The 21,359-nt window shown below is 72.9% G+C and carries 22 protein-coding genes and 1 pseudogene; 14 read left to right on the forward strand and 9 right to left on the reverse strand.

Translation table 11 applies throughout. The features are described 5' to 3' along the window. Positions 1-575, reverse strand: a 575-nt coding sequence (locus tag ACZ7L0_RS00005) for an alpha/beta hydrolase (protein ID WP_471240063.1), incomplete at its 3' end; no start/stop codon positions are given. A gap of 247 nt (positions 576-822) precedes the next feature. Here ACZ7L0_RS00005 and ACZ7L0_RS00010 point away from each other — a divergent pair. The 10 genes and pseudogenes from ACZ7L0_RS00010 to ACZ7L0_RS00055 all read left to right on the forward strand — a co-directional run bounded on the left by ACZ7L0_RS00010 (position 823) and on the right by ACZ7L0_RS00055 (position 12,568). Next, on the forward strand, positions 823-2,703 hold the full coding sequence (locus tag ACZ7L0_RS00010; RefSeq protein WP_471240064.1) for an amidohydrolase: 1,881 nt from the start codon (positions 823-825) through the stop codon (positions 2,701-2,703). 66 nt (positions 2,704-2,769) lie between these two features. Further along, positions 2,770-3,432 carry a hydrolase gene (locus ACZ7L0_RS00015; protein WP_471240065.1) on the forward strand — a complete coding sequence of 221 codons (663 nt, stop codon included), beginning with the start codon at positions 2,770-2,772 and terminating at the stop codon, positions 3,430-3,432. A 21-nt stretch (positions 3,433-3,453) separates the two neighbouring features. Continuing rightward, positions 3,454-3,972, forward strand: coding sequence for a DoxX family protein (locus tag ACZ7L0_RS00020; RefSeq protein WP_471240066.1), 519 nt, complete (start codon positions 3,454-3,456; stop codon positions 3,970-3,972). Beyond that, a complete protein-coding gene (locus ACZ7L0_RS00025) occupies positions 3,953-4,690 on the forward strand; it encodes a YoaK family protein (protein WP_471240067.1) in 738 nt (245 codons plus the stop codon). The genes ACZ7L0_RS00020 and ACZ7L0_RS00025 overlap by 20 nt, the downstream gene beginning before the upstream one ends. A gap of 1 nt (position 4,691) precedes the next feature. Then, positions 4,692-4,919 (forward strand): annotated as a pseudogene (locus ACZ7L0_RS00030) (MFS transporter); the annotation flags it as partial. Between the two features lie 216 nt (positions 4,920-5,135). After that, the gene (locus ACZ7L0_RS00035; RefSeq protein ID WP_471240068.1) at positions 5,136-7,076 is read left to right on the forward strand and encodes a dynamin family protein; all 1,941 of its coding nucleotides are present in this window, start codon (positions 5,136-5,138) and stop codon (positions 7,074-7,076) included. A 3-nt stretch (positions 7,077-7,079) separates the two neighbouring features. Then, on the forward strand, positions 7,080-8,921 hold the full coding sequence (locus tag ACZ7L0_RS00040; RefSeq protein WP_471240069.1) for a dynamin family protein: 1,842 nt from the start codon (positions 7,080-7,082) through the stop codon (positions 8,919-8,921). Positions 8,922-8,960: 39 nt separating this feature from the next. After that, on the forward strand, positions 8,961-10,913 hold the full coding sequence (locus ACZ7L0_RS00045; RefSeq protein ID WP_471240070.1) for a dynamin family protein: 1,953 nt from the start codon (positions 8,961-8,963) through the stop codon (positions 10,911-10,913). Then, positions 10,913-12,073 (forward strand): hypothetical protein, encoded by a 1,161-nt coding sequence (locus tag ACZ7L0_RS00050; RefSeq protein ID WP_471240071.1) that lies wholly within the window; start codon positions 10,913-10,915, stop codon positions 12,071-12,073. The genes ACZ7L0_RS00045 and ACZ7L0_RS00050 overlap by 1 nt, the downstream gene beginning before the upstream one ends. 3 nt (positions 12,074-12,076) lie before the next feature. Beyond that, positions 12,077-12,568, forward strand: a complete 492-nt coding sequence (locus ACZ7L0_RS00055; RefSeq protein ID WP_471240072.1) for a Pycsar system effector family protein — start codon at positions 12,077-12,079, stop codon at positions 12,566-12,568. Here the strand turns inward: ACZ7L0_RS00055 and ACZ7L0_RS00060 are convergent. The 5 genes from ACZ7L0_RS00060 to ACZ7L0_RS00080 all read right to left on the reverse strand — a co-directional run bounded on the left by ACZ7L0_RS00060 (position 12,484) and on the right by ACZ7L0_RS00080 (position 15,966). Further along, positions 12,484-13,212 (reverse strand): Crp/Fnr family transcriptional regulator, encoded by a 729-nt coding sequence (locus ACZ7L0_RS00060; RefSeq protein ID WP_471240073.1) that lies wholly within the window; start codon positions 13,210-13,212, stop codon positions 12,484-12,486. The two genes, ACZ7L0_RS00055 and ACZ7L0_RS00060, sit on opposite strands and share 85 nt — an antisense overlap. A gap of 248 nt (positions 13,213-13,460) precedes the next feature. Then, positions 13,461-14,510: a DUF5667 domain-containing protein gene (locus tag ACZ7L0_RS00065; protein ID WP_471240074.1), complete on the reverse strand. Its 1,050-nt coding sequence runs from the start codon at positions 14,508-14,510 to the stop codon at positions 13,461-13,463. Then, positions 14,507-15,022, reverse strand: coding sequence for an RNA polymerase sigma factor (locus ACZ7L0_RS00070; protein ID WP_471240075.1), 516 nt, complete (start codon positions 15,020-15,022; stop codon positions 14,507-14,509). Before ACZ7L0_RS00070 ends, ACZ7L0_RS00065 begins: the two co-directional genes overlap by 4 nt. A 445-nt stretch (positions 15,023-15,467) precedes the next feature. Continuing rightward, entirely contained in the window at positions 15,468-15,713 is a 246-nt protein-coding gene (locus ACZ7L0_RS00075) for a hypothetical protein (RefSeq protein WP_471240076.1), read from the reverse strand. Further along, complete coding sequence (locus ACZ7L0_RS00080; protein ID WP_471240077.1) at positions 15,700-15,966, reverse strand: DUF6400 family protein; 267 nt, start codon at positions 15,964-15,966, stop codon at positions 15,700-15,702. Before ACZ7L0_RS00080 ends, ACZ7L0_RS00075 begins: the two co-directional genes overlap by 14 nt. 75 nt (positions 15,967-16,041) lie before the next feature. On the opposite strand from ACZ7L0_RS00080, the gene ACZ7L0_RS00085 reads away from it, so the two are divergent. Continuing rightward, the gene (locus ACZ7L0_RS00085) at positions 16,042-16,536 is read left to right on the forward strand and encodes a carboxymuconolactone decarboxylase family protein (protein WP_471240078.1); all 495 of its coding nucleotides are present in this window, start codon (positions 16,042-16,044) and stop codon (positions 16,534-16,536) included. Here the strand turns inward: ACZ7L0_RS00085 and ACZ7L0_RS00090 are convergent. After that, entirely contained in the window at positions 16,533-16,805 is a 273-nt protein-coding gene (locus tag ACZ7L0_RS00090; RefSeq protein WP_471240079.1) for a DUF6343 family protein, read from the reverse strand. The two genes, ACZ7L0_RS00085 and ACZ7L0_RS00090, sit on opposite strands and share 4 nt — an antisense overlap. Before the next feature lie 196 nt (positions 16,806-17,001). Here ACZ7L0_RS00090 and ACZ7L0_RS00095 point away from each other — a divergent pair, with 196 nt between their 5' ends. Further along, positions 17,002-17,211, forward strand: coding sequence for a hypothetical protein (locus ACZ7L0_RS00095; protein ID WP_471240080.1), 210 nt, complete (start codon positions 17,002-17,004; stop codon positions 17,209-17,211). On the opposite strand, the gene ACZ7L0_RS00100 is transcribed toward ACZ7L0_RS00095, so the two are convergent. Together ACZ7L0_RS00100 and ACZ7L0_RS00105 are read right to left on the reverse strand one after the other, a co-directional pair. Beyond that, positions 17,205-18,659 carry an FAD-dependent oxidoreductase gene (locus ACZ7L0_RS00100; RefSeq protein ID WP_471240081.1) on the reverse strand — a complete coding sequence of 485 codons (1,455 nt, stop codon included), beginning with the start codon at positions 18,657-18,659 and terminating at the stop codon, positions 17,205-17,207. The genes ACZ7L0_RS00095 and ACZ7L0_RS00100 overlap by 7 nt on opposite strands. 2 nt (positions 18,660-18,661) lie before the next feature. After that, positions 18,662-19,894, reverse strand: coding sequence for a polysaccharide pyruvyl transferase family protein (locus ACZ7L0_RS00105; RefSeq protein ID WP_471240082.1), 1,233 nt, complete (start codon positions 19,892-19,894; stop codon positions 18,662-18,664). A 280-nt stretch (positions 19,895-20,174) separates the two neighbouring features. On the opposite strand from ACZ7L0_RS00105, the gene ACZ7L0_RS00110 reads away from it, so the two are divergent. Then, positions 20,175-20,678 (forward strand): DUF1360 domain-containing protein, encoded by a 504-nt coding sequence (locus ACZ7L0_RS00110; protein ID WP_471240083.1) that lies wholly within the window; start codon positions 20,175-20,177, stop codon positions 20,676-20,678. 104 nt (positions 20,679-20,782) lie between these two features. Next, entirely contained in the window at positions 20,783-21,346 is a 564-nt protein-coding gene (locus ACZ7L0_RS00115; RefSeq protein WP_471240084.1) for a hemerythrin domain-containing protein, read from the forward strand. The last annotated feature ends 13 nt before the right edge of the window (positions 21,347-21,359 follow it).

A 21,359-nucleotide genomic window follows, 5' to 3' on the forward strand; every position in this document is an offset into this window, starting at 1 on the left:
TAGAAGAGGACCTGCTGGACCAGCGGGACGTCGCCGCGCTCCTTGGCCATGAGAGTCAGGGCGGCCGTCATGTTGCCGCCCACGGAGTCACCGGCCACGGCGAGGCGGGAGCCGTCCAGGCCCTTGGTGCCGCCCTGCTCCACGACCCACCGGGCGACCGCGTAGTTCTGCTCGATCGCGACCGGGTAGCGGGCCTCGGGCGAGAGGCCGTACTCGGGGAAGACCACGGCGGCACCCGCGCCGACGGCGAGCTCGCGCACCAGGCGGTCGTGGGTGTGGGCGTTGCCGAACACCCAGCCGGCGCCGTGGATGTAGAGGATCACCGGCAGGGTGCCCTCGGCGCCGGCGGGCTTGACGACGCGGGCGCGGACCTCACCGGTCGGGCCGCCGGAGACGGTGATCCACTCCTCGTCGACCGCGGGCTTGTCGATCTCGCCGGACTGCACCTCGTCGACCGCCTTGCGCCCTTCCGCCGGGGGCAGGTCGAAGAGGAAGGGCGGGTTGGCGGTCGCCTCCGCGAAGGCGGCCGCCGCGGGCTCCAGCACCGGCGTGACCGGCTCGACGGCTTCGGACATGTGCATCTCCTGGTGTTTCCGTGGTGCGGTGTTGGTCGAGACGTGCGCAACGCTAAAACCGGCGGGTGGCCGGTCATTGTCTGCGAGTGCACTCGTGCTGTTCCCACAGCGCACCGAATGCCGGTGCGTCGGCAGTGCACTTTGAGAACGCATTGGGTGCACGGACGGAACACGCCGGTCCGGCGCATCGGCTTAGCGTGACACCGCAGCAATTCGAATTCGGGAGGGGTTTCCCACGGTGTCATCCATGCCGGTCGGCGGGCTGGTCCCGCAAGCCACCGACAACGCCGCGGAACTCGTCGTCCGCAATGCGCGTATCCATACCCAGGACCCGCGCCGCCCACAGGCGACGGCCCTCGCCGTCAGCGACGGCGTCGTCGTGGCCGTCGGCGACGACGGGGACGTGGCCGGCCGTATCGGCCCGGGCACACGGGTGGTGGACGCGCTCGGACGGCGGGTGGTGCCGGGCCTCAACGACGCCCACCTGCACGTGATCCGCGGCGGCCTCAACTACGTACTGGAGCTGCGCTGGGACGGCGTGCCGACCCTGCGTCAGGGCCTGGCGATGCTGCGCGAGCAGGCCGCCCGCACCCCGAAGGGGCAGTGGGTGCGGGTGGTGGGCGGCTGGTCGGCGGAGCAGTTCGCCGAGCGGCGGCTGCCGACGGTCGCGGAGCTGAACGCCGCCGCGCCGGACATCCCCGTGTTCGTGCTGCACCTGTACCAGGCGGCCGTGCTCAACCGGGCCGCGCTGAAGGCGGCCGGATTCGGCCGGGACACGCCCGACCCCAAGGGCGGGCAGATCGTACGCGGCCGGGACGGGGAGCCCACGGGCATGCTGCTGGCGGCCCCGAGCGCCCTGGTCCTGTACTCGACGCTGGCCAAGACGCCGGTGCTGGAGGGCGAGGACAAGAAGACCTCGACCCGGCATTTCCTGCGCGAGCTGAACCGGTTCGGGCTGACGTCGGCGATCGACGCGGCCGGCGGCTTCCAGAATTTCCCCGAGAATTACCGGACGGTGGTGGAACTGGCCGAGGAAGGCCGGTTGTCGCTGCGCATCGCCTATCACCTCTTTCCGCAGACAGCGGGCCAGGAGATAGCCGACCTCACCCGCTGGATCGAAATGACCCGCCCCGAGGACGGGGACGCCTGGCTGCGGCTGAACGGCGCCGGCGAGAATCTCACCTGGGCGGCCGCGGATTTCGAGAATTTCAGCCAGCCGCGCCCGGAACTCGCCCCGGATTACGAGGCGGAGTTCGAGAAGGCGGTCCGGCTCCTCATGGAGAACGGCTGGGGCTTCCGGCTGCACGCCACATACGACGAGACCATCCGCCGCGACCTCGCGGTGTTCGAGAAGCTCGCCGCGGACGGGCTCTTCCCGGCCGGGAACCGCTGGCTGTTCGACCACGCGGAGACCGTCTCCCCGGACAGCCTCGACCGCATCGCCGCCCTCGGCGGCGCCCTGTCCGTGCAGAACCGGCTGTCCTTCCAGGGCGAGGCCTTCCTGCGCCGGTACGGTCCCGGGGCCGCCGCGGACGCCCCGCCGATCGGGGCCATGCTGGAGCGCGGGCTGACGGTGGGCGCCGGTACGGACGCCACCCGGGTCTCCAGCTACAACCCCTGGGTCGCCCTGCACTGGCTGGTCAGCGGCCGGACCGTCGGCGACCTCGCGCTGCGCGCGCCCCGGCACCGCCTGGACCGGGAGACCGCCCTTGCGCTGTTCACCCGGTCCGGGGCCGCGCTGACCGGCGAGGAGGACGTCAAGGGCGTGCTGCGTCCCGGCTGCTTCGCCGACCTCGCGATCCTGTCCGAGGACTTCCTCACGGTGGCCGAGCCGGTGATCCCGCACATCGAGTCGCTGCTGACGGTCACCGGCGGCCGGATCGTGTACGCCGCCGCCGAGTACGAGGGCCTCGACGAGGAACTGCCCCCGGTCAGCCCCGCCTGGAGCCCGGTGGCGCACTTCGGCGGCTACCAGGCGGCGCCCGGCGCGGGCCTGCCGGGGGTCCGGCAGGCCGAGTCGCTGGCCGAGGCCGTCGCCGAGGCGGAACTGCACCGGCAGTGGCGGGTCCGGCGGGGCACCCTCGCGCCCGGTGCCGGCGCCGCCTTCGACCCCTGCTTCTCTCTCTGACCGCGCGCTCCGAACGCTCTGACCACACCAACACCCACACCCACGCACACAAGGAAAGGCACACCCATGGCCGACATCGCAGAGGTCACCGCGGCCCCCAGCCCCGACCTGCTGACCCCCGACAACTCCGCGGTCCTGTTCGTGGACCACCAGCCGCAGATGTTCTTCGGCACCGGCAGCGGCGACCGCACCGCCATCATCAACGCGACGGTGGGCCTGGCGAAGGCCGCCAAGGTGTTCGACGTGCCGGTGGTGCTGAGCACCGTGGCCGCCGAGTCCTTCTCCGGCCCGATCCTGCCGCAGCTGGCCGACGTCTTCCCCGACCAGAAGATCATCGACCGCACCACGATGAACGCCTGGGAGGACCTCGCCTTCGTCGAGGCGGTCAAGGCCACCGGCCGTAAGAAGCTGGTCATCGCCGGTCTGTGGACCGAGGTCTGCGTCGTCCTGCCGACGCTGTCCGCGCTGGCCCAGGGTTACGAGGTGTACGTCGTCACCGACGCGTCCGGCGGCGTCAGCCCGCAGGCCCACGAGCACGCCGTCCAGCGCATGATCCAGGCCGGTGCCGTCCCGGTGACCTGGGTGCAGGTGCTGCTGGAGCTGCAGCGGGACTGGGCGCGCACCGAGACGTACGGCCCGGTCACCGAGGTCGTCAAGGAGCACGGCGGTGCCTACGGCCTCGGCATCGTCTACGCCCAGGCCGTCATCGGCGCCCACGCGGCCGGCTGACCCGACGGCGGAAGCGACGCGATGAACATCGGACTGTTGGTCCTCCGGCTGGTGACGGGTCTCCTCATCGCCGGGCACGGGGTGCAGAAGGTCAGTTTCCGGCTGGGGGGCAACGGTCTGGCGGGCGGAACCGAGGAGTTCCGCCGCGACGGCTTCCGCGGCGGCCGGCTCACCGCGCTCGCCGCGGGCGGCAGCCAGATCGGCGCCGGCCTGTTCCTGGCGGCCGGGCTGCTCACGCCCGCGGCGGCGATGGCCGCCATGGGGGTGATGACGGTCGCGGCCACGGTGAAGTGGCGCAACGGGCTGTGGGTGCAGAACGACGGCTACGAGTATCCGATGGTCCTCGTCGTCGTCTCCGGGGCGCTGTCGCTGACCGGCCCCGGCGACTGGTCGGCCGACCACGCCCTCGGGGTGACGCCGTGGCCGTGGTGGGTCCGGGTCGCGGCGATCGTGATCGGCCCGGCCAGCGGGCTGCTCACCCGGGCGGTGCTGCACCACCCGGCGTCGGAGAGGGCGGGACATGCGCCGGTTGCTGACTGACGCGGCCCGCACCCTGGTGCCGCCCGGCGGGGACCGGAACGGCCCGCTGCCGCCGCTGATGCTGACCCTGACCGTGGTCACGGGGCTGGTCGACGCGGTGAGCTATCTGGCGCTCGGGCATGTCTTCGTCGCCAACATGACCGGGAACGTGGTCTTCCTCGGCTTCGCCCTGGCCGGCGCGGCGAACCTGTCGGCGCGCGCGTCGATCGTGTCGCTGGCGGCGTTCCTGCTCGGGGCGCTCGCCGGTGGCGGGCTCGGCACCCGGTTCGCCGCCCACCGCGGGCATCTGCTGCGGACGGCCACCGCGCTGCAGACGCTGCTCGTCGCCGTGGCGACCGCGGTCGCCGCGGTCGCCGACGGCCGCGTCACCACCGGCGCGCAGTACGCCCTGATCGTGTCGCTGGGCCTCGCCATGGGCCTGCAGAACGCCGCCGCGCGCCGCCTCGGCGTGCCGGACCTCACCACCACGGTCCTGACGCTGACCCTGACCGGCCTGGCCGCCGACTCCGGGGCCGCGGGCGGGGCGGCGCCGCGGCCCGGCCGCCGGGTGCTGTCGGTGCTGGCCATGTTCGCCGGGGCACTGGCCGGAGCCCAACTCCTGCGCCACGGGCACCTGGTGGCGACGCTGGCGCTCGCCCTGGTCCTGCTCGCGGTCACCTCGGTGACCATCCACCGCCTCTCCGCGACCGACGCCGTCTGGGCCAAGGCGCAGGCCTGAGATGGCCGTCACCCCGGACTCGCCGTGGGCGCCGCTCGCGGCTCGGGTCTTCCGGGCGCTGTGGATCGCCCAGCTGGTCTCCAACGTCGGTACGTGGATGCAGACGGTCGGCGCCCAGTGACTGCTGGTCGGGCACGACGCGGCGCTGGTGACGCTCGTGCAGACCGCGTCCGGCCTGCCCGTGGTGCTGCTGGCCCTGCCGTCGGGGGTGCTCGCCGACCTGGCGGACCACCTCGCCCAGCACCACACCCGCCTCACGGCCACCGACCGCCACCACGAGGAACGGGCCCGCGGACTCCTCGCGCCGGGCACGGCGGCGGAGGTGACCCACGCCTTCGACGCCGTGTCGGGGCCCGTCGTGGCGAGGTGAGACGGGAAGCGCCCGTTCAGGACATCCCATCATGTGACGAGGATCCGGCCATCAGGTCATTCCTACGCTGACGCCGTGACAGAACAGCTGGTGGTGGCCGGTCCCGGAGCGGCGTGGGCCCCCGTGGTCACCGGGCATCTGCGGTGGATCCAGGGGCTGCTCGGCAGTCTCGGTCTGCCGGCCGAACGCCGCGACGAGCTGCGTGCCCGGCTTTTCGCGGTCCAGGCGCGCGCCGACGACCCACGGTTGCGGGTGGCGGTGTTCGGCGAGACGTCCAGCGGCAAGAGCACGCTGCTCAACGCCTTCCTGCGGCGCCGGTTGCTGCCCTCCTCCGCCCGTGTGACGACGCGTACGACCACGGTGCTGGAACACCGCGACGGCGCCGAGGGCCTGACGGTGCGTACCGCCGACGACTCCGTCCTGCGGTGGCCGTCCGCGCCGTTCGCCGGGTGGGCGGGGCGGGGCCGGGAGGCCGGGCCGGACACCCTGGAGCAGGCGCTGGAGCGGGTGCTGACCACGGAACTGGCGGACGAGGTGCGCGCTCTGCGGGTGCTCTCGCCGGTGCGGCTGCTGGGCGGCGGCGTCACGGTGATCGACACCCCGGGGTTCAGCGTGACCGAGCGGGGACACCGGGAGCTCGCCGAGGCCGCGGCGCGGCAGGCGGACGTGGCGCTGGTGGTGGTGCCCGCCGTCGCGGCGATCTCGCTGACCCTGGTGGACTTTCTCACCGGGCCGCTGCGCGACCATCACGACCGGTGCGCGTTCGTCCTCACCAAGCTCGACCTGCTCGACGAGGAGGAACGCCCCGAGGCGGTCGAGGTGGTCGGGCGCCGGCTGCGGGATCTGGGATACGCGGATCCGCTGCTGCTGCCCTGCGCCCCGGGGAAGGCGCTCGGCGAGGTCACCGGCGCCGGCCGCGAGCCGGGCGGGTCCGGCCATCTCGCGCCGTTCCTGGAGGTGGAGGCGCGGATCGCGCGGCTGGCCGCGGACAGCCGCCGGTCCGCCGTCGCCGCCACGGTGCTCGGGCTGCTCTCGGAGCTGCTGTCGGCGGTGGAGGAGACCGCCGAGGCCCGGCGCGCCGCGCTCGGCCGGGGCGAGCGCGAGCTGGCGGCCCTCACGCTGCCGGACTTCCCCGCCTTCCTCGACGCCTGGGCCGCGCGCACCAGGGAGCGGGCCGGGACCGAGCTGAACGCCGCCGCCCTGACCCGGACTTCGGCGCTGTCCCGTACGACGCTCGACGTGAAGGTCGGCAACGCGGTGGCGGGCGAGAAGATCAACGACCTGGCCGGCGCCGCGGAAGAGGTGTCCCGTCTGGTCCGGCGCCACTTACGGCAGGACGCCCGGCAAGCCGTCCGCACGGCGGCGAAGCGGGCCGGCGAGGTGCTGACCGCCGCCGCCGGGGAACTCGCCCGGGACTTCGCGGCCCAGTACAGCGCGCTCGCCGAACTGGCGGGCGAGGCACGCACGGCTCCCCCGGTGCCCCAGATGGTGTGGCCGGAGCCCCCCGGCCCGGACATGTCCGGCATCGACCGGGCGCTCACCGCGATCGGCACCCGGCTGACCACCAGCGCCAACTGGCGCACCGGCGGCGGGGCGATGGCCGGCGCCCTGGCCGGCAGCCTGGTCGCCCCGGGCGTCGGCACCGTCGTCGGCGGCGCGCTCGGCGCGCTCTTCGGACGGCGCGGCCCCGACGCGACCCGGGAGCAGTTCCTGCGGCAGGCCCGACCGGTCATCGCCGCGGCGCACGGGGAGATCGACGCCCTCACCGCCGCCTGCCTGCCCCGTGTCGCGCAGGGCGTCACCGAGAGCGTCGCCGCGCTCCGGCGGCAGTACGACGACGAGTGGCGCGAGGAGATCGCCCGCCTCACCGCGGCCCACGACCGGCGGCGGGCCGAACTGGCCGCCGGGATCGCCCACGCCGAGAAGACCGCGGCGGCCGCCCGGCGGCGGCGCGACGAAGTCGCCGCCCTGCGCCGGGAGACCGGCCGTACCGTCCCCGACCCAGAGGAGCCGTGACCCGTGAGCAGCACATCCCGACCCGATGCGGGCCCGCCGCCGGAGGCCGGGTCCACCACCCGCGTCCCCGATGTCGGCAGCGCCACCCCCGGCTGGCTGCGGGAGGCCCGTCGGCTCGCCGAGGACCACGGACAGGACCACATCCGGGAGGCGCTGGACCTGCTGGCCGCCGGGCGCGGCCGGCCCGCGTTCCGGATCGCCGTGGTGGGCGAGTTCAACCGCGGCAAGTCCACGCTGATCAACCGGCTCCTGGACCGCGACCTGCTGCCGACCGGTTCGCTGCCGGTCACGCGGGCGCCCGTGGTGATCCGGGCCGGCGACGAGGAGGGGCTGACCCTCGACCGGCCGGACGGCCGCCGGGAACTGCGCAAGCTCGACGACGAGAACCTCTGGGGCGGGCTCACCGGCACCCCGCGGGCTCCGGAGCCGGACGCTCCGAACGGGCAGCCGGAACCTTCCGTGACGGTGGCGGTCGCCGACGACTGGCTCGCCGGTCTGGACGCCGAGCTGGTGGACACGCCGGGGGTCAACTCCGGTACGGAGGAGCAGTTCGAGCAGGTGCGACGTGCCGCTGCCGGAAGCGACGCGGTGCTGTTCGTGGTCTCCGCCCTCTCCCCGATGAGCATCACCGAGCGGCGCCTCCTCGAGGAGGAGGTCCTGTGCCGGCACGTGCCCTTCGTCGCCGTCGTCGTGACCATGCTGGACCTGGTCGACGGCGACGACCGCGAGGAGGCCGTACGGGATCTGAGGAAGCGGCTGACCGGGCCGGCCGGTCTTCCCGTGCTCACCGCTCCGGTGCCCGGCGGCGGTGAGCCCGAACTCGCCGCCCTGCGCTCCCTGCTGGAGGATTTCGCCCGCGCCAGCGGACGGGCCCTGTGGCGTGACCGGGGTATCGCCGCCCAGGTGGCGGACCACTGCGAGGCGATGGCCCGGATCGCCGCCGAGGCGGAGGCGGTCGGCCGGCTCCCGGAAGAGGAGGCCGCTGAGCAGGCCGGGCTGGCGCAGGCGCTGCGGGAGAGCGAGGAACGGCAGTGGGAGCAGCTCCGGGTGGATCTGACGGCCCGCCAGCTCCAGTTGTGCGACCGGCTGCGCGAGCAGCTCCGGAAGGGACGCGACGGGATCATCGAACGGCTGCGCTGGGAACTGGAGCGCGCTCCCGACCCGAGCCTCTGGTGGGAACGCGACCTGCCGGTCCGGCTGCGTCATGAACTGTCGCTGCTGGCCAGGCATTCCGAGCGCACCGTCCTGCTGCCGGCGATGGCCGCGGACATCGACTGGCTTGACGGGGAAGTGGCGCGCAGGCTGCCGGACGCGGCCCGCAGCCGGGTGCCCGCCACGCTGGAGCTCTCGGCCGAACCCGACATCTCCGGCGAGGTCTCCAGCCTCTCCCGGGTCCGCCTGGCCACCCGTCTGGGTGCCCAGGGCGGTTCGGTCCTCGGCTTCCTGATCGCCGCGGCGCGCCAGGCCTCACGATCGGACACCGCCCGGTCCGGTCCGCCGCCGATGGTCTACGGCGGCGTCCTCAGCCTGGTCGGCGGGCTGCTGGCCGAGTCCTACGTCCGAAACGTCACCGAGGAGCGGCGGCGCGAGGTCGACGCCGTCCTGGTGCGCGTGGTCGACGAGAGCACGGGGGCCTTCCAGCGGCAGGCCGGCGATGTACTCGCCGAGGTCTATGCGGATGTGTTCGGCGGGCTGCGCGACGCGCACCGGGCGTGGAGCGACGCCAGGCGGGCGGCGGTCGAGTCGGCATCGGTCTCCGGTGCCGACTGGCCGGACCTGGCGAGCGCCGCGGAGGAACTGGCCGCCCGCATCCGGGCCGCGCTGCTCGCCGGCGACCGGGGCTGAGGAAGAACGCACATGAACCAGGGAAAGGACGACCTACCCATGACCACGGAAGAGGGCGGGTACGCGGCGGCCGCCGAACGGCGGCTGCGGCTGGCCGAGATGTGCCGCCGGACGGAGAAGGCCGCCACGCAGATCGGCGACGACGGCGCCGTCGGCGAGGTGACGGCACTGCTCGAACGGATCGAGAACGAAGCCTTCCATGTGATGGTGGTCGGCGATTTCAACCGCGGGAAGTCCACCTTCGTCAACGCCCTGCTGGGAGACCGGGTGCTGCCGGTCAAGGCGACGCCCGCCACCGCGGTCATCACCGAGGTCAGGTTCGGCGAGTCGCCGGCCGCACTGCTGTGGACCGAAGATGCCACCGAACCGCAGGCCGTCGACCCGGACCGTCTCCTCGAACTCATCACCGTCGACCACGCCTCGGGTGACGAGCGCAGCCCGTACGTCAAGGCCGAGGTGGTCTGGCCGCTGGAGCTGTGCCGCCACAACGTCGTACTGATCGACTCGCCCGGCCTCAACGCCTACGACACCCACGACGAGATCACCCTCAGGCACCTGAGCGCCGCCGACGCGGTGATCTTCCTCCAGCACGCCATCGCCCCCATGAGCATCAGCGAGTCCGACTTCCTGGACCGGGAGTTGCAGGCGCACGACCCGTTCTTCGTCTTCACCTACTACGACGCCATCGACGATCACGAGCGCGACGACGTGATGACCTCCGCCCGGCGGCGCATCACCGACCTGCGCGGCGAGGACCGCGACCGGAGCCGGTTCTTCTTCGTGGACGCCAAGTCGGCGCTGCGGGCCCGGATGGCGGGCGACGAGGACGCGTTCCGGCGTTCCGGGGTGGGCACGGTGGAGAGGGAACTGGAACGATACCTGGTGACGGAGCGGCACAAGGCCAAGCTGCTCGGCCCGGCCCGCTCCCTGCTGGCCCGCACACGGGAGCTGCGCCGCGGCATCCCCGGCAGGCTGAACCTGCTCGACTCGGACATCGGTGAACTGGAACGCCGCTGGGCGGCGGCCCAGCAGCCGCTGCGGGAGCTGGAGGCTCAGGCCCAGCAGATCGGTCTGGACATCCGCAACCAGACCCGGGTGCTGCAGGACCGGGTCGAGACGCTGCTCGGCGGTTTCCTCGCGGCCGTCGCCGACGAGGCGCCCGTGGTCGCGAAGGAAGTCGACATCACCACCAGGCTCGGCCTGAATCCCCTGAAGGCCACGGAGCGCGCCCAGCAGGTGGCGGAGGAGATCGTCGCCGGCACGGCGAAGGCCATGGAGGAGAAGGTGGTCCACTGGGTCACCGAGTCGCTGAAGCCCGTGATCGAGCAGGACCTGGAGAGCCTCGCCGAGCGGATGAACGCCGAACTGACCTCCTTCGAGGCGGCTCTGGAGAAACTGCGGATCGATCTGCACGGGGCGAGTGGGACGGTCGTCGCGCGGGAAGGGCGGGAAGAGGAACCACTGATCCGGTTCCTGACGGGGGTGGGCGGACTCTGGCTCAGCGGGCCGGCGGGTGCCCTGGTCGGCGCGCGGTTCGGGGCGAAGGAGGCGTTGCGCACCTTCCTGCCGGCCTTCGCCATCATCGCGGCCTGGATGGCCACCCCGTTCGGAGTGCCGACGCTCGTCGCCGCCTGGATCGCCCAGGGCATCTTCCAGGCCAACAGCGCCGGTGACCGGGTGGAGAAGAAGATGCGGGAGGAGCTCGGCCGCAAGATGGCCACCGAGTTGCGGCTCGCGGCCCCCAAGGAGGCCCAGAAGGCCGCGCGGGCCTTCGCCGCACAGACCATGGAGCCCGTCCAGAAGAAGATCGCCCAGGGCATGTCCTCCCGGATCGAGGAGCTCTCCCGCAGCGTGGCCTCCGCCCGGGAGGCGCTGCAGCAGGGCGAGGAGGAGGTCGAGCGCCGCCGCCTGGAACTGACCCGGCTGGACGAACAGCTGAGCCGCGCCGACGACGAGATCGGCGACCTGGTCGCCGAGTTGACGAGGATGTGATGGCCCGCTACCGCAGGCGGCTGTGCCTGGCCGTGGACCTGCGCCAGTACAGCCGGCACGGCTACCGCGCGCAGGAGGACGCGCAGTACCGGCTCCGGCTCGTGGTCGAACACGCGCTGCGCCGGGCCCGGGTGCTGCGCGTCCGTGCCCAGCAGCAGGTGCAGGGCGACGGCCAGCTGGTCGTCTTCCCGGCCCGGATCGACGCCGTACGGGTGGTCCCGGCGCTGATCCTCGGCCTGCGGGACGGTCTCTACCAGGCGAACCGCACGCCCGGTGCGTTCGGCCGGATGCGGATGCGGGCCGCTCTCGCGCTGGGGTCGGTCTCCCGGGCCGACCGGGGGTACCTGGGCGACTGCGTCGTGTTGGTCAACCGGCTGGTCGACGCCGACGGGCTGCGTGACGCCCTCGAGGACGAAGCGGGCAGCGACCTGGCGCTGGCCGTGCCGGACGAGATGTACCGGGACGTGATCCTCCCCGACGGGCGCGGTCTGTCCGCCGAGTTCCGGCGGATCGACATGGCGGTCGTCAAGAAGGACTTCGCCTGCGGCGCCTGGCTGCATGTTCCGCCCTCGGCTCCCGCCCGGGATCCGGGGGCCGAGCCGGTGATCTGGGGGCATTCGCCGGGGCGTACGGCGATGCGCGAGTTCGTCGTCCCGGCGCTGGGCGCGGCGCACCTCGCGGCCACGGTGGTGTCGCACAGCCAGACGCTGCGGGAGTGGGTGCTGCCGGGCTGCGGTACGGGCGCCTCGTACGGGGGCGGCGACGGGGACTTCGACGACACGGACGCGACGGAACCGTACGCCGGTGACCGCCCCGGCGGTCACCACCAGGGGCGGCACCACGCGGGTGCCCATCACGGGAGCGAGCACCACGGCGACCCCCGGCTCCCTGGCGCACACCACGGGGACCCGCACCACGCCGCTCCGCATCACGGGGACGCGCATCACCCCGATCCCCATCGCAGCGACCCGCACGACCACGACCCGCACGACTCCGGTCCCCATCACAACGACCCACACCACCAGGCCCCGTACCACCACGACGATCCGCACCACCAAGACCCGTACCACCAGGACCCGTACCACCACGACGATCCGGGCCACCACGACCCCGGCCCCCACTTCCACGACATCCACCCCTTCCACCACGGCGGGCACTGAGCGATGGCCGATCACGAGACGGGGGCAAGGGAGTTGGCGGCGGCGGTCGCCGCGATGGCGTCGTTCCAGCAGGTCACGCAGCAGGCGGACGCCAAGGCGGGGACCCTGGTCACGGTGCACGTGGGGCTCGCGGCCGTGGTGTCCGCGCGGATCGGGTCGGTCGGTGCCCCGGCGCCGACCGACCTGCCGGCCGTACTGTTCTGGCTGGCCTCGCTCGCCTACGTGCTCACGTTCACCGTCTCGGGATACCTGCTGGTACAGGTGATCCGCCCGCGTACGGGACGGCACTCGGAACCCAACAGGTTCTCCCTGGACGCGGCGGACCACGCGGGGGCCGACAACGGGCGAATGGCGGCGCAGGCATGGGCGGCGGCGCACGCCATCGCGAGGATCGCCGCCCTGAAGAACGGCTACACGAGCCGTGCCGTCGGCTGGGTGGGCGCGATGGTCCTCGCGGCGACCCTGTGGCTGGTGCTCGCGGGGACGACCGGCTGAACGGCGTCCCCGTCCGTGGCGGTGAGCCGCGTGAGCTCGGGGAGGTCCTTGACCAGGACCCGACGGTAGCCGGTCTCGACGACGCCCTGCTCGCGCAGGGAACGCAGCACCCGGTGCACACTCGGTTCGGAGGCGCCGACCAGCTCCGCCAGCTCCGGCTGGGTCAGCGACACCCCGATCGAGATCCCGGCCGCGCAGGGCTGCCCGTACGCCCGCGCCAGCTCCAGCAGGACGCGGGCCACCCGCGTCCCCACCGGGCAGCTCCCGAAGTCCTGGCGCCGCCGTGTCGCCCACCGCAGTTTCCCGGCCACCGCGCACATCACGGCCTGTGCCGCCTCCTCGTACGACGCGAGGAAGTCCAGGAACTGCTGACGGCCTATCCGCTTCGCCCCGCCGGTGCCGGCGGCCACGACCGTGGCGACCCGGGGCTGTGCGTCGAAACAGGCCAGCTCACCGACGAGGTCGCCACCGGCCCGGACCGCCAGCAGCGCCTCGCGGTCCTCCTGTGTCCTGGCCAGCACCTTGTACCAGCCGCTCAGCAGGAGGAACACATGCGAGCCGTACTCGCCCTCCCGTAACAGCCGCTCGCCCCGCTCGAAGCGCACCTGCCGTCCGAGCCGCATCATCTGCTCGCGGGGCTCCACGGGGAGTCCGCCGAGGAGACTGGCCTCCGGCCAATGGCCGTGCCCCGTCCGTCGAGCGGATCCGCCGCTCCCCATAGGTAACGCCATGTGCGGGACCCTTCGAATTGCTGTTCGTTTTTGGCGGAGATGCCTCCTGTTGGCCCATTATGTGCGGACCGCATGACGTCGGCCGGGAGAATCCCTGTTTTGCTGCCACCGCGCCGCGGCCGATCAGGCCGGGCTGTGGTCACAACCCGGCCCGAGGCCCCTCAGCCGTCGCCTCCGCCCGTCCGCCGCGCACCATGGCCGAGCTCCACCGTCCGGTCCATGGCGTCGAAGACCGCGGTGACCCGCTCGCCGACGCCGGTGAGCGGGGACGGCAGCCGGTCGCGCAGTTCGGTCCAGCTCGCGCGGTGGGTGCGGGAGAAGGCGGACAGCACCTCGATCGGCTGCGGCGAGCCGTCCTCGCGGTACGCGGCCCCGAGCAGCCGCCGGCCTTCGGCGGCCTCCCGCCGCATGTCGGACAGCGCCTCGCCGATCTCGTGCACGGACTTCTCGTCGAGTTCGCCGCCGGAGCCGCGGTCCATGAGGCGCTGGGCCTCCCGCAGCCGTGTGGAAGCGAGGTCGAGATAGACCTCCCCACGGTCCGTGTCACCCGCTGCCAGGCCGAGGCGCGTCTCCTCCAGGCTCCTCTTCAAGCCGTAGAGCGAGTCACCGGGCAGCGCGTCCGTACTCGAGGCGGCCACACCGCCGAAGGCACCGGCCGCGACGCCGATGCAGAGGCCGGCGGAGGCGAGAGCGCGGGCCCACCGGGAACGAGGCCTGAGTTTGCCGAGACCACGACCGCCACCACGACCGCTGTCGACCTCGGACAGCATGGCCTCCATGGCCGCGACCAACTGGGCCCGTTGCACGACCTTGACCTCGGGGTCCAGCTCCGGACGCGGCAACTCCCCGAGGCCGGTCACCAGGGCCAGCAACGCCCCCGTCTCCGTCCCTTCGTCGGCGGACCGCCCGCTGCCGTCGTCCTCGGTCTCCAGGGCTTCGGCGAAGGCAGTACGGCGAAGGCGAGTGAGTACCGCGACGCCCCCTGCTTGATGATGCGCGGCGGCCGCCGCCGGCACGGCGGGGACCGCCTCCGAGGCCGCTACGGCGCGGGATGCGGCCCGCTGCTTCACCCGCGTGAGCATGGCCGCCTGAGCCTCGGCGGAGAGCGGCGAGAAGTGGGCGCCCAGGTAGGCCTCCGCCGCCGCGAGCCGGTCGGCGACCGAAGGGTCCAGATGGTCCTCGGGTTCCGCGTTGTGCTTCTCCTCGGTCATCGTTCCCCCTCCCGGTTGCCACTGGGTGGTGTGGTGTCGAATGTCTTCCGCAGTCGCCTGGAGGCCTGGCTCAGGTGCGTGGTCACGGTGGAGCGGGAGACCCCGAGTTCATCGGCGATCTCCTCGGGTGTCCAATGCAGCATCCATCTCATCACGGCGATGTCGCGCATCTTCCGTGGAAGCAGCTGGAAGGCGTACATGACGTCGTCATAGGCGATCTTCATGTCCAGCGGGTCCTGGCCGGTCACGTGCGAAGCGAGAGCGCCGATCTCCTCCCGCAGCTTGGCTTCCCTTTCCACCCGTCGGTAATCGCCCGAGACGCTGTTCCGGAGAATCCTGAACAGATAACCGACTGGATTGTCGATCTCGTTCCATCGGATGAGGATCTCGTAGAACGCCTCCTCGACGATGTGTTCCGCGTCCGCGGACGGTGACCGCACAAGGACGAAGGTCACGGCGTTCTTGTAGTGGTCACCGAAGAATCTCTCGAACGCCGCATCGGGTCCTTCCACGGGCGGGCCGGACGGACTCTTCCCGGTCACCGGCCCCCGCCCGCGACGGCGTTGCACCTGGGACGGCGGGGCGGGCGAAGCCGGCCCCTGTGCGGCGCCGCGGGCCCCCGCCGGGCACCTGGCCGGGTCCGGGGCCGGGGCAGTCGGAGCTCCCAGACCAGGCTTGCACCGCCACGTGTCCGGTGTTCTTCGCGGACTGTGCCGCCGGTGCGGGCGAGTTCCCGCAGCACGGCACAGTTCAGCCGCTGACGGGAGCGGTCGCGGACCCACACTGCGATCGTCCGGGTATGAGCCAGCAGACTGGCCACCAGAATCGCGCTCGGGGCGAGATGGTGCACGATGGTTCGTCCTTCAATGCGTTGGGAGGAGGTAACCCTGACGCATTCAAGAGAAGAGGACCCCCCTGATTGACGAGACCCGTGCATTCGAAACAGCGGGCGACCCGTCACCCGCCGGTGGCACCGTCCCAGGGGGAGCGGGTGGCGCCGAAATGCGTCTCGTGCGTCCAGATGTGGGTGCACGACGGGCACTGCAGGTGGAGCAGGCTGCCGGTGTTGGACAGCAGATAGCGCCAGTGCTCGGAGCAGGTACGCCCCTGCTCGCACGCGGCGCACCCGCGATGGTCGGCGCAGTTCGGACAGTCCACCCAGGCGCGGCGCCCGATGTCGGCCTGCGGGTCAAGCGGCAGCATCGCCGCCCCCTCGGCGCGGGAGCACACCGGCCGCGACCAGTTCCTCGTACAGGCGCTGCTGCTCCGGGCTGAGGCCGGAGTACAGCAGGTCGTGTGCCTCCTCCTCGCCGCGCAACGCCGCGACGGGGTCCCAGTCGGGACCGAGGGCGGCCAGCACATGGGTCCGCCGGGTCATCTCGTGTGCGCTCAGATCGACGGCGAACTCGACCGGGTCGCCCGCTTCGCCAGGAAGGATGGGGTCATGGGGGGACATGCGACCGAACGTAGGTAGGCCTTCCTCTCTCCGGCAAGAGCGGGTGGGAGAACTCACAGCGCGCCGGATGGTTTCATGGCGAACGAACAGTGCGTTTCAGCGCCGGACCCGAGGAGCACCAGGTTGAGCAGGATCTACCTCGACAAGCAGACCCCCAAGGCCTACCACGCCCTGCTGCAGACCTCGGAGGCCGTGCGCACGGCGGCGGCCGAGGCGGGGCTCGACCGCACGCTGGTGGAGCTGGTCAACCTCCGCGTCTCCCAGATCAACGGCTGCGCCTACTGCCTCGACCTGCACACCAGGGCGGCGCTGCGCGGGGGCGAGACCACGCGGCGGCTGGGCGTGCTCGCGGCCTGGCGGGACACCGAGCTGTTCACGCCCGAGGAGCGCGCGGCGCTGGCGCTCGCGGAGGCGGTCACCGACCCCTCCGACACGGCCGCGCAGGAGTCCGCCTACGACCGGGCCCGCCAGGTGTTCACCGAGGACGGGATATCCGCGGTGATCTGGGTGGCGATCACCATCAACGCCTTCAACCGGGTGTCGATCCTGAGCAGGCACCCGGTCCACTAGCGGAACCTTTCGTCCTCCTCCCGCCGCATCCGGGCCGTCACCACCACCAGGTCCAGCGCGGCGGCCAGGGCGAGTACCCCGCACACGGCGGCCAGGGTGACGAGGGCCCCGCGGCCGGGGCTGTCGCCGGGCCCGGAGCGCGCCGCCCAGACGCCGAACACGGCGGTCGCCGCGGCGAAGACGGGCAGGAAGACGGCGGAGAGCAGCAGGCGCAGCCGCAGTGCGCTGCGGGCGGTGGCCGGTTCGGTGCCGGCACGCGTACGAGTCACGGCGCACCCTCCTTCCACGCTGCGGGCGACATCGCCCGCCGGCCCGCGCGACCCGCCGGACGGGAAGCCGGACAGGCTCGCTCTCCCCGGGCCGTGACGGGCGTCGGGCGTGACGCCCGGCTTATGGGGAACACACTGCACCCTGTACCCGCACACCGGGTACGCAGTGCCGTACGAAGCCACGAAGGAGGCGACCATGGTCGAGCCCCCCATCCCCGTACCGCCGGAGCCCACTCCGCCCACGCCAGGACCGGGCCACCCCGATCCGGCCCCCGGACCGCCGATGCCGAGGCCGGTGCCCGAGCCCCCGCCCGGACCCTCGCCCACCCCGCCCCCCGACCCCCTGCCGCCCGAGCCCGGCCCCGTCCCGGAGCCGTCCCCGGCGGGGGCCGCGCCCGCTCACTGAGGCGCCGGCATCAGGTCGGCGGCCTCGCAGCGCAGCCGGGCGCCCTGGCGCAGGAGCTCCTGCTGGACGACCCGGTGGGGCACCTCGCGGGGGCGCCGGCCGAGACGGACGGCGAGCGCGGCGCAGACACCGGCGGCCTGCCCGGTCGCCATCGCGATGGGCATCACGCGGTACGAGGAGTGCGCCACGTGGGTGCCCGAGATGCAGCGCCCGGCGACCAGCAGCCGCTCCGTGTCGCGGGGCAGCAGGCAGCGCAGCGGGATGTCGTAGAAGCGCCCCCGTGGCACGCGCTTGAGGACGGTTCCGGTGCCCTCCGGGTTGTGGATGTCGATCGGGTAGGCGCCGTGCGCGACGACGTCGGGGAAGGCGCGGGCCCGCAGGATGTCGTCTCCGGTGAGCTGGTAGTCGCCTAGGACGCGGCGGGTCTCCCGGACGCCGATCTGGGTGCCGCTCTGCGCCACGTACGCGTCCTCGAAGCCCGGGACGCGGGTGCGCAGGAAGCGGTCGATCTCGGCCATCTGGCGGCGGGCCGTGCACTCGGCCCGGGTCAGGTCCCAGACGTCGATGCCCAGTGCCCCGGTGACGCGGGTGCTGTTGACGCTGACCTCGCCGGGGTGCGGGGTGCCGAAGAACAGGATGTCCTCGCGCGGCAGATGCAGTTCGCCCGCCGCCGCGGCCTCCTCGACCAGGTCCCACAGCCCGTGCACGCCGCGCCACTGGTCGGGACGGGCCCGCGCGTACTCGGCGAACCGCGGCCGTGCGAAGTCCACCATCCGGAACATCAGTGTCATGGGCTGGACGAGCCCGTCCTCCGGGCGTCCGACCTCGCAGGGCGCCCCGCAGGCGACGGCCACGTCGCCGTCGCCGGTCCCGTCCACCACGACCCCGGCGTCGATCACCACCGGGCCGGACTTGGTCTCGAACACCACCCGCCAGCCGTCGTCCACGGGCAGCGCGGAGGAGGCGAAGGCGTGCAGCAGCAGGCGCACGCCCGCCCCGTCGAGCATGTCGAGGAGGACGAGCTTGAACACCTCCGGGTCGAAGGGCACGGTGTAGCCGGTCTTCAGGGAGGGCGGGATGATGCCGCCGCGCTCGGTGAGCCGGTCCAGGAGCCGCCACAGGAAACCGGCGACCACCGCCTCGCCCTCGCCGTGGTCGCCGGGCAGCAGCGAGTCGCCCTCCTCCCCGGGGGCGGTGAACACGGCCTGCCGGTGCTCGTTGTGGAACGACATCAGCGGCATCACCAGGGCCACGGTGGCGTTGCCGCCGAGGAAGCCGTAGCGCTCCACGAGGACGACGTCGGCGCCGGCGTCGGCGGCCGCGTAAGCGGCGGCGGTACCGGCCGGGCCGCCGCCGACGACCAGGACGTCCGTCCGGCCGCCGTGCCGGGCCGGGCGCGGCGGGAGGGTGACGGTCCGGGGATGGCGCGGCTGTTCCAGGAGGGGCATCGCTATCTCCCGTCGACCCGGACCGGAGCCGCTCCCGGTGTGAACAGGCACAGGTCGGCCTCGCGATGGCGGCCGGCCTCGCGCGGCCCGCCGTCGAGGGAGTCGAGGAGGTCGCCGCATCGGATGCAGGTCTCCCCCGCCAGCGCGCGCAGCCCGGCCACGCGGGTGCTCAGGTCCGCGCGCCGCTCGGGGAACTCGTCCCACAGCCGGTCCACCTCGGCGAGGAGCAGTCCGGCCTGCTCCCGGGCCACGCCGACCAGCGCCGGGGCGCCGGTGCGCCGCGCGAAGTCGAAGACCTTGCCGGAGTACGGCAGCGGCAGGAAGGGCAGCCCGGTGACCGCCGCGAAGATCACGAAGTGCAGGCGCATGCCGACGACCAGGTCGAGGTGGCGCATGAAGCCCAGCACCTGGCCCGGACTGTAGGGGTTGTGCAGGATCCGCCCGAGGTCCGGGGCGCTCATCCGGGACAGCACGCCGTGCGCGTGATGGACGTCCTGGCGTTCCATCGGTACGAAGACGACATGCGCGTCCAGGCGGCGGGTCAGGAAGTCCGCCACGTCGGCGAGGAGCGCGTGGTAGCTCGCCTCGTCGAGGTGTTCCGCCGCCCGGCCCGGCTCCCGTACGGACATCCCGACCAGGCGGGTGCCGACGGGGAGGCCTTCCCGGCGCATCATCCGTTCGGTGAAGGGTTCCGGCGGCAGCAGCAGCGCCGGGTCGGCGGTGACGGTGAGCTCGCGCTCGATGCCGACCTCCTCCAGCACCAGCCGGGACTCCTCGTCGCGGACGACGACCTCGTCCATCGCGGGAAGGACGTCGCGTACCGCCTCACGGTCGTCCGGTTCGCGCAGCGGGCCCGCGCCGACGGCGTAGGCGAAGGTGCGCACTCCGCGCTCCTGTGCCGCCCGCACCAGCCGCAGATAGCGCCGCGCCTCCCCGTCGTAGAGGATCCCGCCGCCGCCGAGCACGAGCAGGTCCAGGCTCGCCAGGGCGTCGAGCACCGGTTTCTGCGGGACGCCCTCCCAGGACACCACCTCGTCGGCCTGCGGCTGGTGCAGCCGGGTGTGGTCGGCGTGCCGGCTGAAGACGACGAGCCGGGCGTCCGGCCGGTGCGCGCGCAGACAGCTCAGCACGCACTTGAGGATCGCCTCGTCGCCGATGTTGCACCCGCCGTAGGAGCCGAGCAGGCCGATCCGCAGATTCGACGGGGAGGGCGACGGACGCTGGGTCTGGGTCATCCGGAACTCCTTGTCCGAGGAGGCGAAGGAGGCGAGGGGGACCGGACAGGGGTCCGGGACAGCGCCGCGGGCGGCGGGATCATCCGGGGAAGGGCTTCGTGCGCGGATCGGGCGCGGATCGGGCGCGGATCCGTACGTAGGAACAGTATGGGCGGTCGGACCGCACCCCGCCTCAGGACCGCCGCCGCCCGCGCCGGTGCCCGGCCGACGTGTCACGCCCGTGCCCGGGGGAACTCGGGGCCAGCCCGCCGGGAAGGGCGGACACTCTCCGGGAGGTGCCATGACGACGGACGCCGTGCGGTACGACGACGAGGGCGAGGAGCCCCTCGCGGGCTACGCCCTGCTCGCCGGCGCGTTCACGGCGGGCACCGCCGTGTTCGCGGCGGTGGCACGTCGCCGCGGTGTACGGCTGCCCGAGCGGGTGCCGCCCTGGGACGTGGCCCTGATGGGCGCGGCCGCATACAAGGGTTCCCGGCTGCTGACCAGGGACAAGGTCACCAGCTTCGTGCGGGCGCCGTTCACCCGCCGCCGCTCCGACGACGAGGCGAGCGAGGTCACGGACGAGCCCCGGGGCAGCGGGGTCCGTCGGGCCGTCGGGGAACTGGTGTCCTGCCCGTTCTGCACCTCGGCCTGGCTGGCCGGCGTGCTGGTGTGCTGCTACGCCTCCGCGCCCCGCGCCACCCGACTGGTCTGCGGCGGCCTCGGCGCGCTCACGGTGGCGGACTGGCTGCAGTACGCCTGGACCTGGACGCAGCAGACGGGCGAGCGGATGTCCGAGGAGTGACCGTCCGCACCGGTGCCGCCGGTCACCACGGCGGGAGTCCGGCCGTACGCGTGGTTCGTGTGACCCGACCGTCGCCGGGCACTCGGGCGCTGGAGGTGAAGGACATGGGACACGGTGGAAACGTCGTCGACGAACTGGTGACCGATCACCGGGAGGTCGAGGAGCTCTTCGGCAAGATCGAGGGCCTGCCGTCCGGTGACAAGAAGCGCAAGGTGTACGCCGACCAGGTCACGATGGAACTCGTGCGGCACTCGGTGGCCGAGGAGGCGTATCTGTACCCGGCCGTGCGGGAGCACGTGGACGGCGGGGACACCCTGGCCGACAAGGAGCTCGAGGACCACGCCAAGGCCGAGCGGCTCATGAAGGACCTGGAGAGCTGTGAGGCCGACCACCCCGACTTCGACCGGCTGATCACCTCGCTGATGAGCGAGATCCGTATGCACGTGGCGGACGAGGAGCAGAACCTCTTCCCGAGGCTGCGCGCGGCCTGTCCCGCGGACGCGCTGAACGAGCTGGGGGACAAGGTCCGCCAGGCGAAGAAGATCGCGCCGACCCGGCCCCACCCGGCCGCCCCGGACAAGCCCCCGGCCAACAAGATGCTGGCACCGGGCGCCGGACTGGTCGACCGGCTGCGGGACGCGCTGTCGGGGCGCGGCAAGATGGACTGACGTCGGGGCCGGA

The sequence above is a fragment of the Streptomyces sp. NPDC039424 genome, assembly GCF_055639495.1.

What these genes read in the sequence shown, in the direction of transcription:
- ACZ7L0_RS00045 (WP_471240070.1), top strand. Translation starts at nt 8,961, where the DNA reads ATGACCACGGAAGAGGGCGGGTACGCGGCGGCCGCCGAACGGCGGCTG.
- ACZ7L0_RS00115 (WP_471240084.1), top strand. Translation starts at nt 20,783, where the DNA reads ATGGGACACGGTGGAAACGTCGTCGACGAACTGGTGACCGATCACCGG.
- ACZ7L0_RS00020 (WP_471240066.1), top strand. Translation starts at nt 3,454, where the DNA reads ATGAACATCGGACTGTTGGTCCTCCGGCTGGTGACGGGTCTCCTCATC.
- ACZ7L0_RS00080 (WP_471240077.1), bottom strand. Translation starts at nt 15,966, where the DNA reads ATGTCCCCCCATGACCCCATCCTTCCTGGCGAAGCGGGCGACCCGGTC.
- ACZ7L0_RS00075 (WP_471240076.1), bottom strand. Translation starts at nt 15,713, where the DNA reads ATGCTGCCGCTTGACCCGCAGGCCGACATCGGGCGCCGCGCCTGGGTG.
- ACZ7L0_RS00085 (WP_471240078.1), top strand. Translation starts at nt 16,042, where the DNA reads ATGGCGAACGAACAGTGCGTTTCAGCGCCGGACCCGAGGAGCACCAGG.
- ACZ7L0_RS00095 (WP_471240080.1), top strand. Translation starts at nt 17,002, where the DNA reads ATGGTCGAGCCCCCCATCCCCGTACCGCCGGAGCCCACTCCGCCCACG.
- ACZ7L0_RS00025 (WP_471240067.1), top strand. Translation starts at nt 3,953, where the DNA reads ATGCGCCGGTTGCTGACTGACGCGGCCCGCACCCTGGTGCCGCCCGGC.
- ACZ7L0_RS00110 (WP_471240083.1), top strand. Translation starts at nt 20,175, where the DNA reads ATGACGACGGACGCCGTGCGGTACGACGACGAGGGCGAGGAGCCCCTC.
- ACZ7L0_RS00010 (WP_471240064.1), top strand. Translation starts at nt 823, where the DNA reads ATGCCGGTCGGCGGGCTGGTCCCGCAAGCCACCGACAACGCCGCGGAA.
- ACZ7L0_RS00105 (WP_471240082.1), bottom strand. Translation starts at nt 19,894, where the DNA reads ATGACCCAGACCCAGCGTCCGTCGCCCTCCCCGTCGAATCTGCGGATC.
- ACZ7L0_RS00055 (WP_471240072.1), top strand. Translation starts at nt 12,077, where the DNA reads ATGGCCGATCACGAGACGGGGGCAAGGGAGTTGGCGGCGGCGGTCGCC.
- ACZ7L0_RS00050 (WP_471240071.1), top strand. Translation starts at nt 10,913, where the DNA reads ATGGCCCGCTACCGCAGGCGGCTGTGCCTGGCCGTGGACCTGCGCCAG.
- ACZ7L0_RS00065 (WP_471240074.1), bottom strand. Translation starts at nt 14,510, where the DNA reads ATGACCGAGGAGAAGCACAACGCGGAACCCGAGGACCATCTGGACCCT.
- ACZ7L0_RS00100 (WP_471240081.1), bottom strand. Translation starts at nt 18,659, where the DNA reads ATGCCCCTCCTGGAACAGCCGCGCCATCCCCGGACCGTCACCCTCCCG.
- ACZ7L0_RS00015 (WP_471240065.1), top strand. Translation starts at nt 2,770, where the DNA reads ATGGCCGACATCGCAGAGGTCACCGCGGCCCCCAGCCCCGACCTGCTG.